This window comes from uncultured Escherichia sp. (genome assembly GCF_948475835.1).
Classification (GTDB): Bacteria; Pseudomonadota; Gammaproteobacteria; order Enterobacterales; family Enterobacteriaceae; genus ECMA0423.
Genome location: NZ_CAOLGM010000022.1, coordinates 13,008 through 27,637, shown reverse-complemented (window position 1 = coordinate 27,637; position 14,630 = coordinate 13,008). Strand labels below are relative to the sequence as shown.

At 54.0% G+C, this 14,630-nt stretch carries 10 protein-coding genes; 3 read left to right on the top strand and 7 right to left on the bottom strand.

Going from position 1 to position 14,630, the window contains the following annotated elements:
- Positions 1–3 precede the first annotated feature (3 nt).
- The 6 genes from bcsC to bcsR are packed head-to-tail and all read right to left on the bottom strand — an operon-like array spanning position 4 to position 10,489.
- A complete protein-coding gene (bcsC, locus tag QZF50_RS06770) occupies positions 4–3,477 on the bottom strand; it encodes a cellulose synthase complex outer membrane protein BcsC (RefSeq protein WP_290388837.1) in 3,474 nt (1,157 codons plus the stop codon).
- Entirely contained in the window at positions 3,459–4,565 is a 1,107-nt protein-coding gene (gene bcsZ / locus QZF50_RS06765; protein ID WP_001307453.1) for a cellulose synthase complex periplasmic endoglucanase BcsZ, read from the bottom strand. Before bcsZ ends, bcsC begins: the two co-directional genes overlap by 19 nt.
- 6 nt (positions 4,566–4,571) lie before the next feature.
- Positions 4,572–6,911 (bottom strand): cellulose biosynthesis cyclic di-GMP-binding regulatory protein BcsB, encoded by a 2,340-nt coding sequence (gene bcsB / locus QZF50_RS06760; RefSeq protein WP_001748969.1) that lies wholly within the window; start codon positions 6,909–6,911, stop codon positions 4,572–4,574.
- Positions 6,912–6,921: 10 nt separating this feature from the next.
- Positions 6,922–9,540 carry a UDP-forming cellulose synthase catalytic subunit gene (gene bcsA, locus QZF50_RS06755; protein WP_061892561.1) on the bottom strand — a complete coding sequence of 873 codons (2,619 nt, stop codon included), beginning with the start codon at positions 9,538–9,540 and terminating at the stop codon, positions 6,922–6,924.
- Entirely contained in the window at positions 9,537–10,289 is a 753-nt protein-coding gene (gene bcsQ / locus QZF50_RS06750; protein WP_000279528.1) for a cellulose biosynthesis protein BcsQ, read from the bottom strand. The genes bcsA and bcsQ overlap by 4 nt, the downstream gene beginning before the upstream one ends.
- An 11-nt stretch (positions 10,290–10,300) precedes the next feature.
- On the bottom strand, positions 10,301–10,489 hold the full coding sequence (gene bcsR, locus QZF50_RS06745) for a cellulose biosynthesis protein BcsR (protein ID WP_001063318.1): 189 nt from the start codon (positions 10,487–10,489) through the stop codon (positions 10,301–10,303).
- Between the two features lie 272 nt (positions 10,490–10,761).
- Between bcsR and bcsE the strand changes: the two genes are divergently transcribed.
- From bcsE to bcsG, 3 genes are read left to right on the top strand one after another with little or no spacing between them, the layout of a single operon-like run.
- Positions 10,762–12,333: a cellulose biosynthesis c-di-GMP-binding protein BcsE gene (gene bcsE / locus QZF50_RS06740; RefSeq protein ID WP_001204931.1), complete on the top strand. Its 1,572-nt coding sequence runs from the start codon at positions 10,762–10,764 to the stop codon at positions 12,331–12,333.
- The gene (gene bcsF, locus QZF50_RS06735; protein ID WP_000988308.1) at positions 12,330–12,521 is read left to right on the top strand and encodes a cellulose biosynthesis protein BcsF; all 192 of its coding nucleotides are present in this window, start codon (positions 12,330–12,332) and stop codon (positions 12,519–12,521) included. The genes bcsE and bcsF overlap by 4 nt, the downstream gene beginning before the upstream one ends.
- Complete coding sequence (gene bcsG, locus QZF50_RS06730; RefSeq protein WP_000191596.1) at positions 12,518–14,197, top strand: cellulose biosynthesis protein BcsG; 1,680 nt, start codon at positions 12,518–12,520, stop codon at positions 14,195–14,197. Before bcsF ends, bcsG begins: the two co-directional genes overlap by 4 nt.
- 86 nt (positions 14,198–14,283) lie before the next feature.
- On the opposite strand, the gene QZF50_RS06725 is transcribed toward bcsG, so the two are convergent.
- Positions 14,284–14,391 carry a type I toxin-antitoxin system toxin Ldr family protein gene (locus tag QZF50_RS06725; RefSeq protein WP_001295224.1) on the bottom strand — a complete coding sequence of 36 codons (108 nt, stop codon included), beginning with the start codon at positions 14,389–14,391 and terminating at the stop codon, positions 14,284–14,286.
- Positions 14,392–14,630: the final 239 nt, after the last annotated feature.

Here is a 14,630-nt window from a genome sequence, read left to right as displayed (position 1 = left end):
AACTTACCAGTCGGCGTAAGGTATCAGCGGCTGCGGCGGTAAATCCATGTCACCCTGCCATCCGGCGGCGGAATAACGTACGTAGAGCAGGAAATGGCTGGGTGCGTAATCTTTCGCCTGCTGGATATCAATTGCCGTGCCAACAAACCAGTTGGAAGTAACACGTCGTTCAAGTAATGCCCGCGCCGTGTAGCCGAAGCCCTGACTGCTGCCGCCATCGTTGGATTGCCGCGCAGCTTCTTCCTGCCAGTCGGTCGGGATCAGATTCATCAGCGGATAACGCGGCATGGTTTTGGTGCGTGAATGCGACCACGAGCCAGACGCCCCCAGCTCCCACGACCAGTTTTCCGTGCGCTCCCGCCACATCACCGGTATGGCAAACGACAGGTATTCCTGCGGACTGTAGTAACCGCCCTGACCGAGTGAGTAGCCACTCAGATCTTTGTCGTAATGCCAGATCATGTTGTTCAGGCCGATTGTGACGCGGCGATTGTTCTGGTTAATGACCTTATAGTAATAGCCCGTCATCCAGCGCACGCGCCAGTTATCTTCGACATTTTTACCGGTTAACTGGTCGCCACTAAGCGATGCCCAGACGCCGTTTGCTTCACCTTTATCGTAGCTCAGACTTAGCCCCACACCGTCGGCACGTACGCCACCCCATTTTTTCCCGGTATTGCTCGGGGAGTCTTTTTGCCCACCAAAGGCCAGCAAAGAACTGGAGATGGGCCGACGGTGGGCGTCAACCGTGTAAGCCCGCGGCCCGATATCATCGCTGTAACTGATGCCGCCGACCACATCCACCACGTTGAAGCCCATCGGCGTGGTACCGATATCCCAGCTCCAGACGTCATTTCGCCAGCCGACCGCCACGCTGGCACCGGAATCCGACTGGCTGCGGTTGCCGCTACAGTCCTGTAATGTACAGGTGCCCCAGTTGTCATCCCATTTGCCATCGGCATTAGTGGAGAAACTGCCGACGTTCATATTGACGAAATCACTGCGAAAGAACATCCGCCCGTCAGAATACGGCGCATCCACCTGCAACATGGTAGTGTGCGCTTTCAGATCGGAGTAACCACCGGTGCCGCTCGAACCCCAGTAATCGTGCTCAAGGGTGACGTTAAGATCCTGCTGGCGATAGAGGTCCGCCGCATCGCTGCGCACGCCGCGTTTCAGCCAGTCATCTTTCTCGTCGTTACGGGTCAGTCGGGTGAATGTGTCGTTATCCTGCGGACGCGTCGTAGTCACACCGGATGCGACCATGGCGTCTTTGTAGGTTTCCAGCGCCTGCTTTGGATCGCCCGCCTGCGCTTCAAACTTCGCACCGTCGCGCAGCACCATCGCGCTTTCCATCGACGGTGGCTGAGATTTTGCCTGCGGGATCAACTTATTAAACGTCTGCTGCGCCGCTGCGGTATCTCCAAGCTGCGCCTGCGCCAGCGCCACGCGCCGCTGTGTGTTCAGCGAGGCGTTATCGGTAGCGGGCAGTTTCGCCAGCTGGCTACGTGCCGCCGCTGTGTCACCGGCAGCAATATCCACTTCCGTCAGCCCCAGAATGGCATCGGCGTTAGTTGGCTCCCGCGTCAGGACATTCTGATATGCAGCGCGGGCGGCGGTGTAATCACGTCGCTGCTGCGCCCAGTCAGCCAGCGTGAGGTCAATACGCGTGGAAGGTGGTTGCTGACGCAGCATCGCTTCCGCTTCAGCTTCTTTGCCGCTTTCTCGCAGGCGATTAGCGGTTTCCAGCACCTGATCGCTTTGCAGTCGATTAACCAGCTCCTGAATATTGCTGTTCCACTGCGCGCGCGGCAGGCTGTTGATATGCGCCAGCGCCGCTCTGTCCTGGTCATGACCAGAGAGGTACAGCCCGTAAGCGTAAACCTGCTCCGGGTCGTTCGGCTTCTGCTGCGCCAGATTGCGCATTAACGTATCGGCCTGGCTGCGTTGTCCGGCCTGCCAGAGATCCTGCGAAAGTCGGTAAGTAATCCATACGCTGCCGGGGTCCAGCGCCAGTCGTTGCCGCTGAAGTGCTGCCGCCTGCGCCCATTTGCCCTGGTTTTCCAGTGCCTCTGCCTGCTGTGCCAGACGGTCGTTTTGCAGGCTGCGTTCGATATCATCAATGCTACGCCGCTGACTGGCAGAGAGCGAGGCGATAAACGCTTCAGCTTTTTCTGGCGATTGCTGGCGGTAAATATTTGCCAGCCCGCGCACGGCGTTAGTGTTGCCGCTGTCCATACGCAAGGTCTGCTGATAATAACGTTCGGCGGCGGGATAATCTTTTCGCGCCATCGCCACATCGCCCAGCCCCAGCACTGCATAACTGTCGGTGTTATCGACATTACGCGCCTGCTGGAACAGGCGTTCTGCCCGGTCAGGATTATTGGCTTTCAGCGCAGCATCGCCCTGCTGGATCGCCAGCCAGTAGCGGTTTACTTTCAGCAGACTGTTCCATTTGTCGTTGTTGCTGCTGTGCGGGTCCAGTGCGAGGGCTTTTTCCAGATTCGCCACTGCATTGGCGCGATCGCCTTTCTGAGAATACGCCTGGCCCAGCGCCCCCAGAGCTTCACTGTCTTTCGGGTTCGCCCGCACCGCCTGTTGTAGTTCGGGAATGGCTTTACCCGCCATACCAGAGTCCACCGCCGCTAAACCTTGCGCACGAGCGCGGAAAGCAGGATCGGCCAGCTGTTTTTGCTGTTCTGCCAGTTGCGATTGCGCAGCCGCCACGCTATCGCCATCACTAAAGATCGAGAGATATTTTTTCAGCGCCGACACACTGGCATCACTGACGGGCATGTCTTTAATCTGCCCGTACCAGATTTTAGAGGCCCCTTCGCGCCCGGCGTTCGATTTTGCCATCTGTTCCAGGACGGCAAAACCTTCGTCACGGCGATCGCTACTAAACAGCAATAGCGCCAGATTGTTTTGCAGGCCCGTATTGCCCGGTGCATCCGCATTGATGCGTTTTAACTGATTAATCGCTTCGCCACGGCGAGCCGGAATTTTCGCCACCGTACTCCAGTACTCGACAGCAATGTCACCTTCCGGCGGCGCACCGTTGAACAGTTTGTTGTAACTCGCCACAGCTTCTTCTGCATGACCGGTCGTCGCCTGCAATCGTGCCTGTTGCAGTGCCTGACGACCATCCGGCGTGGAAAGTAGCATCGTAGTCCGCGACGATTTATACGCATTTGAACTCGGCGCTAACTGCGACAGCCGATCGAGCTGTTTTTGCGCGCCATCAATATCGCCCTGACGTAACAAAGAACGGAAACGGGCGGCAACGACGTCCGGGTTATTCGGATCAATAAGTTCCAGCCGATATAACGACTGTTGCACCAGATCTTCACGATGGGTCGCTTCGCCTAACCGAACTTGCTCCAGCAACTGTTGCTGAGCGGTTGGTGCTGCCTCGACCATCGGCATGACGGCCAGACCGAGGGAAAGCGTGAATATGTTTAGTGTGAATTTGCGCATTCCTGGCCCCAGTCAGGTAATAACTCACCTTTTGTCGAGAAGCGGAAACGGTGTTGATCCCAGCCTTGTCCAAACAGGGTCAGCACATAGTTGTAATAGGCATCGCTGCCGGGAAAGTTATCGGCCACGCGCTGGCGCTGAACGGCCTGCGCATCGCGGTTTTGTAAAAAGGGCAGCATGGCGGCAGAAAAACCGACCGGTCCTTTACCCTGCGCTTTCCCCGTAGCCACATCCACTTTTTCCGGCGGATAACCGTTTTTCTCAGTGAATGTCGCCATCGGTTTAAACCGGTTGAGCATCCGCGCTTTTTGCGGATCGCTGTCAGGCATCATGCCTACCCACATGTAAACGCGGATAGCGTCGTAGCTGCTGATCAATGTTTTTTCGGCTTTTAGCTGCCAGCCTTTGTCTTTCTCATAGCGCACCCAGTCTGGCGAAAAACCTTTCGGGGCGGTTTCCAGCAATAAACGTTGATTGGTTTCGCGCAGCGTGGTCCACGGCGCGCCAAAGCGGGTGAAATACTGCGCCAGCGTCGGCGGCAGGTAGCTGGGGTTAAAACGCCAGCTGTTATCCTCAGCAAAACCCACTTTGCCCGGTAACAACATGGAACCCAGCCCAGGCACCGTCACCACTTCCTCCCGCGCGATACGTTTTAGCAACGCGCTGCCGATGTCGGTATAACGCTGCTCTTTCCACAAACGCCCCGCCTCCAGCAACGACCAGGCCATCCAGACATCACCATCGGAGGCCGAATTGCTGTCCAGCACTTCCCACTTACTGTTCTCTTTCTTGCCCCACAGCCAGGCGGGCAAACGTTCTTTTAAAGAACCCTGAGCGAGATTGTTCTGCGTCCAGTCGAGAATATTATCGAAAGCTACACGGTCGTTAGCCGCCAGGGCAAAGAACATACCGTAACTTTGCCCTTCGGAGGTGGTGATTTTGCGCGCGTCGCTGGGGTCGATGACGCGCCCTTCCTGACTGATGTAATCCTTTTTAAACTGCTCCCAGGCAGGCCAGGTACAGGCTGCCTGAACACTAAAGGCAGCCAACAGCAGCATCGTCACGATTCCACTACGCAACACATTCATCTTCAATTACTCGTTATCCGGGTTAAGACGACGACGACTAATAATTCGCAGCAGACGCCACAGTACCCATGCCAGCAATATCACACTGATAGCCGTCAGCACCGCCAGCAGAATCGGATGGTTTGCCAGCGCATACCACAAGCGCTCGAACCACGGCAGATGACCTACGTAATAAACGTCGCCAACACGTAGGCTGTTGATACCGGACTCGCGGATCACCGCGACCGAACCGAACATGGTGGCGCGTTTGCCGCTATCGTTCACCGCATCGTTAAGCATTTCATAACCGCGTGGGCTATCTGCCAGCAGCGCAATCACGCTGCGCTGGTCGTTATACGGCGACTGGAAGCCAATCACCGCCGCCATCGCACCGGAAGAGGTCAGCGTTGACTGGGTTTCTGCCGCGCGATCGCTCTCGTCCGGCACAATGCCGGGGAACGGGGTCTGGCGCATCGGTGTTTTCACCCAGCTTTCGGTCGCCTGCACCAATAGGTCGATCTGCTTATCGTCTTTCAGTTTGTCCGGGATACCACCGATGATCATGATGTCGGCATCTTTGCCCTGAATGGTGCTGCCATCATCGGTCACCGTCAGATTAATCGCCGGGAAGCCCGTCTGTGCGCCGATAAAACCAACAGTATTCAGCAACGTTTCCATCTGTGCTTCGTTAGGCGCTTTCGGCATCACGGTGATGGTTTGCGACAGATCCGCCATCCGGCTGAATGGGAAGCCCGCGTTAGCAAAGGCGCGTAGATCCGGCATCGGGATGAAGTGGTAATACTTCGAGAAGTCGATGGTGGAGTCGTCACCAATCACCACATGATTCTGCACCGGCTGGAACGTAATACAGTTATCCACCGAACCGCCCGGCATCGGGTTCATATACTCAAAGTCGAAGCGCAGCTGGTTGGTCGCGCCCAGTTTCAGCGCCGGAATAGAGACATCTGTTTTGCCATCCAGCAAACCTTGTAATACCGGAATCCGCAGCAGCAGGCGGTTCGCCTCCTGTTTGCTGCTCAGGTTGAAGGATTGCAGGAACTGGTTATTCAGGCTGATATCCATCCGCGAACTGTCTTTCACCGGCGGCATGGTGTAGCGGTAATTAATATCCATATCAATGCCGGTACTGCGCATCAGGTAGAGATCCGGCGGCAGGTTTAGCGAAACGTTAATCGCTGCTGGCTCAAGACCGCTGGATTGTAACTGTTCTTCATAGGTTTTCAGTTCGCCAAATGTGACCGGACGATCGGTACGTACCCAGTTCGGCGCATCGTACGGCTTACGCGGTAGCAGCGGTTTCACTTCATTCACTACCACGCTTTCACCACGGAACAGAATGTTACCCTGAGCGATACCTTTCGCTGCCTGCAACAGGTCTTTGTCGTCACGACCAAACACCACCAGCAGTTTGACGTAAGGATTCTGCGGATGGTTAATCATCTCAATCACAGGGGCTTTTACCGCCGGATGATCGCGCAGGAAGTCCGGCCGTTTGTCGTTGGTTGCAAAGACAATGGCATTACGATCCGGCAGTTGGTTATAGAGCACCGGGAAGTTCTGCCCACGCCAGCCAGAACGCGAACCAAACCACGAGGCGACAATGGCAGAGGCTTGTTGCAGCCCAACATCCGGCGCACCCGCAAAGACCATCGGCAAGGTGTTAGTACGGTTATCGCGCGGGTCAAAGAATGGCACCGGGAAGTGTGACAGGTCATTCTTCACATTCAGGGTCTGATAGGTCAGATCCAGTCCACTGCTCCGCCCAACATCCAGCCAAAGCGTGGTGCTGGCCGGGTTTTCGCACACGTCCTGATAATGGCCGACAAACTCCAGCCGCACACGGTTGAAGTCGGTAATAAACAGTGGGTTAATGGGCATTTGCGCCAGCGTTTTTTTACCCAACTGTTCTTTGGTCACTGGCAGCACGCCCATCAGCTCATCATTGAGATAAACCTTTAACTGCGACTGGACAGGCAGTAACGATGGCGATGGCGTGTATTCGAGGTTGAGCATCGCCTTCGTCACCACTTCATCGCTGCGCATACCAAACTCAATGCTGCCGTTCGGGTTAATGCCACGTAGCACCATGCTGCCCGGCGGCGGCGCAATTTGCGCAAAGGTCAGCTTCACATCACGCGAAGGACCGTTCTGCGCCACGACTGGCGCATCAGCGCCCTGCACGCCCGGCATCACTTGCCCCACCTGCGGATTTTGTTCCGTCTGGGCGGCTACAGCTGGCTCAGCATTGATCAGTGGTTGCGTTGCTGGCGTCGCCTGCGTCATGAAAGAGGGGAACGCACTCATCCCCATAGCCACTGCACAAATCCAGAATAGTTTTCTTTTCATCGCGTTATCATCATTGTTGAGCCAAAGCCTGATCCGATGGTTGTGCCGTTTCGCTCCGCTCCGGGCGGCGCGGAATAAACGATACAACCCAGGAAACCAGAGAAGTCAGCACACGGAATATGCCCTTCACCGAAGAAGGCGCAAACTCCGCCAGATGGCGGTAGCCACGGAAGCCGAGCTTCAGAATATCCAGCAGACTTTCCAGCGGCTTATCTTCCGGGTAGCTGTCCTGCCAGAGCGCCCATGTATCCGCACGGGCAAACGTACACTGCACAAAATCGATATGTTGCTGGGTGGTGAGCGGCATTAATTTCAGCCCAACTTCATTACCCATCACGCGCGCCACCTGGGTCGGGAAGACGTATTCCTGCTGACCGCGTTTAAGCAACAGATTCACTTTCTGCCCTTCCAGAATCTGCGCCTGACCGTTGATCTTGATCCCCAAACCACCGTCGGAGAAATCCTGAACGGTACACGAGAAGAGGTGACCATCTTCGCGGGCAATTGCCGCGGGCATCGTCATCTCCACGCGGTGCGATCGGCGTACCTGTTTGCTTTCTACCGATACTGCAACTGCGCCGCCAAGAACAATCAGGTTGTAGAATACCCACACCATACTGACGACCACGGTGAGCATCTCGGTTGGCGGGCCATAGAAGTAGCGCCAGATGCCTACCGCAACGCCCACCAGGTTGAGCAGGACAAGGAAGATGTAGGGCCGCGAGATCACCCAGTCGACGTACTCTTCTTCCACCAGTCCACCTTTGGCGGTGACGTTAAATTTGCCTTTGTGCGGGTTAATCAGCGCCACCAGCGTCGGTGGTGCGATATACCACGCCAGCACCGTTTCGTAGATTTCACTCCAGAAAGAGTGGCGATATTTGCCCTGGATCTTGGAGTTGGTCAGGCTGGCATGGATCATATGCGGCAGCACGAACAGGGCGATCATCAACGCTGGCGCATAGATGATGTAGGCATGAAGCAGCAGGAACGCCAGCGGCGCAGTCAGGAAGATCAGTCGTGGAATGCCCGACAAGAAGTGGAACATGGCGTTGACGTAGCACAGCCGCTGGGCGAATTTCAGCCCTTTACCGGTAAGCGGGTTATCGAGACGGAAGATTTGCACCATCCCGCGTGCCCAGCGAATACGCTGACCGATATGCGCCGACAGACTTTCGGTCGCCAGCCCCGCCGCCTGCGGAATACGCATATATGCAGAGGTGTAGCCACGACGGTGCAGGCGCAGAGACGTGTGCGCATCTCCGGTTACCGTTTCGACAGCAATACCGCCAATTTCATCCAATGGTTTGCGACGAATTACTGCACAGGAACCGCAGAAGAAAGTGGCGTCCCACATATCGTTGCCATCCTGCACCAGACCATAGAACAGCGTGCCTTCGTTCGGCGTTTTACGAAAACGCCCCAGGTTGCGTTCAAACGGGTCCGGCGAGAAGAAGTGGTGCGGCGTCTGCATCATCGCCAGCTGTTTCTCTTTCAGGAACCAGCCCATGGTCATTTGCAGGAACGATCGCGTTGGTACGTGGTCGCAGTCGAAAATCGACACGAACTCGCCTTTGGCATATTTCAGCGCATTGTTGATGTTGCCCGCTTTCGCATGTTCATGAGTGGTACGGGCGATATATTTCACCCCCACGTTTTGCGCAAACTGGCGAAACTCTTCCCTACCGCCGTCATCGAGGATCCAGATGTTCAGCTTGTCTTTCGGCCAGTCGATACCCAGCGAGGCGTAAATAGTATTTTTCACCACGTTGAGATCTTCGTTGTAAGTCGGGACAAAGATATCCACCGACGGCCACAGCGACATATCTTTCGGCAATGGCACCGGCTGACGATTCAGCGGCCATACTACCTGGAAGTAGCCGAGCACCAGCACAATCCACGCGTACGTTTCAGCGAAGAGCAGAATAAGCCCGCACACCAGGCTGACCGGATCGTCCCAGTTCAGCGTAGAGGTGTAACGCCACCAGATATAACGGCAAGAAACGGTCAGCGACAGCACAATCAACATTAGCGCCGAGAAGCGCCCCGGCATCCGCCGTACGATCAGCGCTACACCCCACAGCAGCATCAGGAAGATAAACTGCGCCAGCGGGTTAAACGGTTGAGTAACGCAGATTAACGCCAGAATCAGCGAGAAGGTGACGATGATACCGAGGATCAACCGCCGCGCCCCGGCACTCAAATGACCGAGCTCTTTTTTCTCATCAAGATGCTGTGTTTTATGGCTAACGCGCTCAGGCAGCTCGTTCATCCATTGATGGTAACGTCCACGAATATTCTGCAGACCTGAAAATGCCCGCCTGCGCGGTTTCGGCGTTTCTTTGCGCGATGTACCGATCAGTAACCAGCATGTTTGAATGAGATAACGGACCGGGTCCAGCGGACGCGGACGCGAGGCGTTGATATGCGGATACAGGTTTTTATGTTCTGCGCGAATACGCTGCCAGCGCGGGTGCTCCAGCGGAATAAAAATCCAGGCCAGGATCATCCAGAAACAGCCGAGCGTCGCGCTGAAAGCCGACGCACCGTGACGACGATAATCGCGATAACGCCCGATAAGCCGCGCGTTGACCGGCGGGATAAGCAACCACCGGGTCAGGATACTCATGATGCACTCCCGACTGGCGTTTTCAGCCCGGAGTAGTTCAACAGGCACCAGTTCGCCAGCGTCAGTATCTCTTCAGCCGCCAGCGCATCACTGCGATATTCACCTACTGGTTGCTTAGCCGCCAGGCATTCAGCCATCGCTTCATCACGATGAATGAGCATCGGCAGTAATCGGCGCTGGCTTTGCAACCAAAGCTGGTAAATATCGTCCTGAACCTGACTGCCAATACGGAAGTCATTAATCAAAATATGTGCGCCATCCGGCAGCGCTTGCTGATGCAGGCGGATATGGCAGTTGGCATCCACATTGACGATAGCCAGCGAGTGATCGCACAAACTCAGCAGCTGGTGGGTTATCTGCGAGGCATCACGCGGTAAGTCGATTAAAATCCACTGGTAACGCCCGCTGGCTTTTAGTTGCTGTAAGCCGGAGCAAATATCGCTCAGCCGGGTTTGCCAGTGCTGTGGATTTTCTTGTTCTTCAATGGATAACTGACCAAAAGGCAGCAAATCGAGCTGCGAGGTGTAGCGCAACCCAGCGTCACGCCAGTCCTGGCCATCCAGCATCGCTCTGGCCCAGCCCTGACGGTGGGTAAAATCAACATTAAATGACAGGCGCAACAAGTTGTCCGGGCAGGCATCGACCACCAGAACATTTTCTCCCAACATTTGTAATGACCAGGCTAATGCGGCGGTGATGGTTGTTGTCCCCACGCCTCCCCGCACCCCCTGCAATCCCAGTACGGCCATTCACCAATCCCCTACTTTTGTTGCGCAAACTCTGCCAGCAACGGCCAGCGTTTTAATGCCGCGGCCAACTGTTCGCGTTGGGAAATATCGGCATAATCAATATCAGGCAGTGAAAATGCCTGCTTTAACGCCACAATATCATTCTGGAAGATATAGCCTATCGCGGGATCAGGCAGAGTATCTGGTTCATTGTTATTCATTTTGCTTGATCCCTATGAAATAACCGTACCGTTCATGAGACAATTCTAACCGTGAGCATTTCGCCGGTTTATTGTTTACGGCGAGACGGGAATTTGCTCACTTTTTGACTTTCCGTTACGCAACAGAAAAAGTTAAAAACGAAAAGACTAAAATCACACGTCTTGTGACCTTCTAAATTGATTCACATGCTAAATCTGATAAGTTTTAATTTCAATGGTAGGTTTATTTCTTAGCTTTCGCTAGTAAACTGATAATCAGACAAAATGGTGACATGAGGGACATTGTGGACCCTGTATTCTCTATCGGTATCTCATCATTATGGGATGAGCTGCGACATATGCCAGCAGGCGGCGTCTGGTGGTTTAACGTCGATCGCCATGAAGATGCTATCAGTCTGGCGAATCAAACAATTGCATCCCAGGCTGAAACCGCACACGTCGCGGTCATTAGCATGGACAGCGATCCGGCGAAAATCTTTCAATTAGATGATTCTCAAGGGCCGGAAAAAATAAAATTATTTTCAATGCTAAATCATGAAAAAGGTCTATACTATTTGACCCGTGATTTGCAGTGTTCTATTGATCCCCATAATTACCTTTTTATTCTTGTTTGCGCAAATAACGCATGGCAAAACATTCCTGCCGAGCGGCTTCGCTCATGGTTGGATAAAATGAATAAATGGAGCAGGTTAAACCATTGTTCGCTTTTGGTAATTAATCCCGGAAATAATAACGATAAACAATTTTCATTGTTGCTTGAGGAATACCGTTCACTTTTTGGTCTTGCCAGTTTGCGTTTTCAGGGTGACCAACATTTGCTGGATATTGCCTTCTGGTGCAACGAAAAAGGGGTCAGCGCCCGTCAGCAGCTTAGCGTTCAGCAACAAAATGGTATCTGGACATTAGTTCAAAGCGAAGAGGCGGAGATCCAACCACGCAGCGACGAAAAACGCATTCTGAGTAATGTTGCTGTACTGGAAGGTGCGCCGCCGCTATCGGAACACTGGCAACTGTTCAACAATAACGAAGTCCTGTTCAATGAAGCCCGTACCGCTCAGGCGGCGACGGTGGTCTTTTCTTTACAGCAAAATGCGCAAATCGAGCCACTGGCCCGCAGCATTCATACCCTGCGTCGCCAGCGCGGTAGTGCGATGAAAATCCTCGTGCGGGAAAATACCGCTAGCCTGCGCGCCACCGATGAACGTTTGTTATTGGCCTGCGGTGCAAATATGGTTATTCCGTGGAATGCGCCACTCTCCCGTTGTCTGACGATGATCGAAAGCGTGCAAGGGCAGAAGTTTAGTCGCTATGTGCCGGAAGATATCACTACCTTGCTGTCAATGACCCAGCCGCTCAAACTGCGTGGTTTCCAGAAGTGGGATGTGTTCTGTAATGCCGTCAACAACATGATGAATAACCCTCTATTACCTGCCCACGGTAAAGGCGTTCTGGTTGCCCTACGTCCGGTACCGGGTATCCGCGTTGAACAAGCCCTGACGCTGTGTCGCCCTAACCGTACCGGCGATATCATGACCATTGGCGGTAATCGGCTGGTGCTGTTTCTCTCATTCTGTCGGATTAACGATCTGGATACCGCGTTGAATCATATTTTCCCATTGCCTACTGGCGACATTTTCTCAAACCGTATGGTCTGGTTTGAAGATGATCAAATCAGTGCCGAGCTGGTGCAGATGCGCTTGCTTGCCCCAGAACAATGGGGCATGCCGCTGCCTTTAACGCAAAGTTCTAAACCGGTCATCAATGCCGAGCACGATGGTCGCCACTGGCGACGAATACCAGAACCCATGCGACTGTTAGATGATGCTGTGGAGCGCTCATCATGATGACCATCAGCGATATCATTGAAATTATTGTCGTTTGCGCACTGATATTTTTCCCGCTGGGCTATCTGGCGCGGCACTCTTTGCGACGCATTCGCGACACCTTACGTTTGTTCTTTGCTAAACCTCGTTATGTTAAACCGGCCGGGACGTTACGCCGCACGGAAAAAGCCAGGGCAACCAAAAAATGACTCAATTTACGCAAAATACCGCCATGCCTTCTTCCCTCTGGCAATACTGGCGCGGCCTTTCCGGCTGGAACTTCTATTTTCTGGTTAAGTTCGGCCTGTTGTGGGCGGGATATCTTAACTTCCATCCGCTCCTCAATTTGGTGTTTGCCGCGTTTCTGCTGATGCCCATTCCGCGCTACAGCCTGCATCGCTTGCGCCACTGGATTGCCCTGCCGATCGGCTTTGCTTTGTTCTGGCATGACACCTGGTTGCCTGGCCCGGAAAGCATAATGAGCCAGGGTTCGCAGGTGGCGGGGTTCAGTACCGATTATTTAATCGACCTTGTCACACGCTTTATTAACTGGCAGATGATTGGGGCCATTTTTGTTTTATTAGTGGCCTGGTTATTCCTGTCACAATGGATTCGCATTACCGTTTTTGTGGTTGCCATACTGCTATGGCTGAACGTACTTACCCTGGCGGGACCAAGTTTCTCCTTGTGGCCAGCCGGACAACCGACGACCACTGTAACAACGACGGGTGGTAACGCAGCGGCAACCGTTGCGGCGACGGGTGGCGCACCGGTAGTGGGTGATATGCCCGCACAAACTGCACCGCCAACAACGGCGAACCTTAACGCCTGGCTGAATAATTTCTATAACGCGGAGGCAAAACGTAAATCGACCTTCCCGTCTTCGCTGCCCGCTGATGCTCAGCCATTTGAACTACTGGTGATTAACATCTGTTCGCTTTCCTGGTCGGATATAGAAGCCGCCGGGTTGATGTCGCATCCACTGTGGTCGCATTTCGATATTGAGTTCAAGAACTTTAACTCCGCCACCTCCTACAGTGGCCCGGCGGCGATCCGTTTACTGCGCGCCAGCTGCGGGCAGACTTCGCACACTAATCTGTATCAACCGGCAAATAACGACTGCTATCTGTTTGATAACCTTTCGAAACTGGGCTTTACCCAGCACCTGATGATGGGGCATAACGGCCAGTTCGGCGGTTTTTTGAAAGAAGTTCGCGAAAATGGCGGCATGCAGACTGAATTGATGGATCAAACAAATCTGCCGGTTATTTTGCTGGGCTTTGATGGTTCGCCGGTTTATGACGATACCGCCGTGCTTAACCGCTGGCTGGACGTTACCGAAAAAGATAAAAACAGCCGTAGTGCCACGTTCTACAACACGCTTCCACTGCATGACGGCAACCATTATCCGGGGGTCAGCAAAACAGCGGATTACAAAGCGCGGGCGCAGAAATTCTTTGATGAACTGGACGCCTTCTTTACTGAACTGGAGAAATCGGGTCGTAAAGTGATGGTGGTCGTGGTGCCGGAACACGGCGGCGCGCTGAAGGGCGACAGAATGCAGGTATCTGGCCTACGTGATATCCCTAGCCCGTCTATCACAGACGTCCCCGTTGGGGTGAAATTCTTCGGCATGAAGGCACCACATCAGGGGGCACCGATTGTCATTGACCAACCGAGCAGCTTCCTGGCTATCTCCGATCTGGTGGTTCGCGTTCTTGATGGCAAGATTTTCACCGAAGACAATGTTGACTGGAAAAAACTCACCAGTGGGTTGCCACAAACAGCACCGGTCTCCGAGAACTCAAATGCAGTAGTTATTCAATACCAGGATAAACCGTACGTTCGCCTGAACGGCGGCGACTGGGTGCCTTACCCGCAGTAAGCACGAAAAAGGCCGCAGAGTTTAACCTCTGCGGCCTGATCCGGGCGCAAATTGCCATTACGGCAGCCTGACGCCCGCATGGCACGTTACTTCCGCTTGTTCAGCCAGTTCACGATCATACTGGCAAGAATGCCAGCAATGACCGGAGCCGCTAAATCATGCCAGAAGGCCATGCCCAGTTCTGCGAGCGTCATATAGCCGCCTGTGTTGTAATGACAACGTTTCGCGGCTATTCTTGAGTTGTTCAGGTTCAAGAATGGCCCCCGTGATGTTGTCAGGTGCATACCTGCAACGTGCGGGGGTTTTCTCTCTCCAGCAACCAATGCCACCAGGGATAAAGCCCCCGCAACATTGCGCCTCACCGGAATCCTTCCGGCTTGACGCTGATTCTACGACTGTTTTTCTGTTCCGGAATCCATCACTTACTCACTCT

What these genes read in the sequence shown, in the direction of transcription:
- bcsC (WP_290388837.1), bottom strand. Translation starts at nt 3,477, where the DNA reads ATGCGCAAATTCACACTAAACATATTCACGCTTTCCCTCGGTCTGGCC.
- bcsZ (WP_001307453.1), bottom strand. Translation starts at nt 4,565, where the DNA reads ATGAATGTGTTGCGTAGTGGAATCGTGACGATGCTGCTGTTGGCTGCC.
- bcsB (WP_001748969.1), bottom strand. Translation starts at nt 6,911, where the DNA reads ATGAAAAGAAAACTATTCTGGATTTGTGCAGTGGCTATGGGGATGAGT.
- bcsA (WP_061892561.1), bottom strand. Translation starts at nt 9,540, where the DNA reads ATGAGTATCCTGACCCGGTGGTTGCTTATCCCGCCGGTCAACGCGCGG.
- bcsQ (WP_000279528.1), bottom strand. Translation starts at nt 10,289, where the DNA reads ATGGCCGTACTGGGATTGCAGGGGGTGCGGGGAGGCGTGGGGACAACA.
- bcsR (WP_001063318.1), bottom strand. Translation starts at nt 10,489, where the DNA reads ATGAATAACAATGAACCAGATACTCTGCCTGATCCCGCGATAGGCTAT.
- bcsE (WP_001204931.1), top strand. Translation starts at nt 10,762, where the DNA reads ATGAGGGACATTGTGGACCCTGTATTCTCTATCGGTATCTCATCATTA.
- bcsF (WP_000988308.1), top strand. Translation starts at nt 12,330, where the DNA reads ATGATGACCATCAGCGATATCATTGAAATTATTGTCGTTTGCGCACTG.
- bcsG (WP_000191596.1), top strand. Translation starts at nt 12,518, where the DNA reads ATGACTCAATTTACGCAAAATACCGCCATGCCTTCTTCCCTCTGGCAA.
- QZF50_RS06725 (WP_001295224.1), bottom strand. Translation starts at nt 14,391, where the DNA reads ATGACGCTCGCAGAACTGGGCATGGCCTTCTGGCATGATTTAGCGGCT.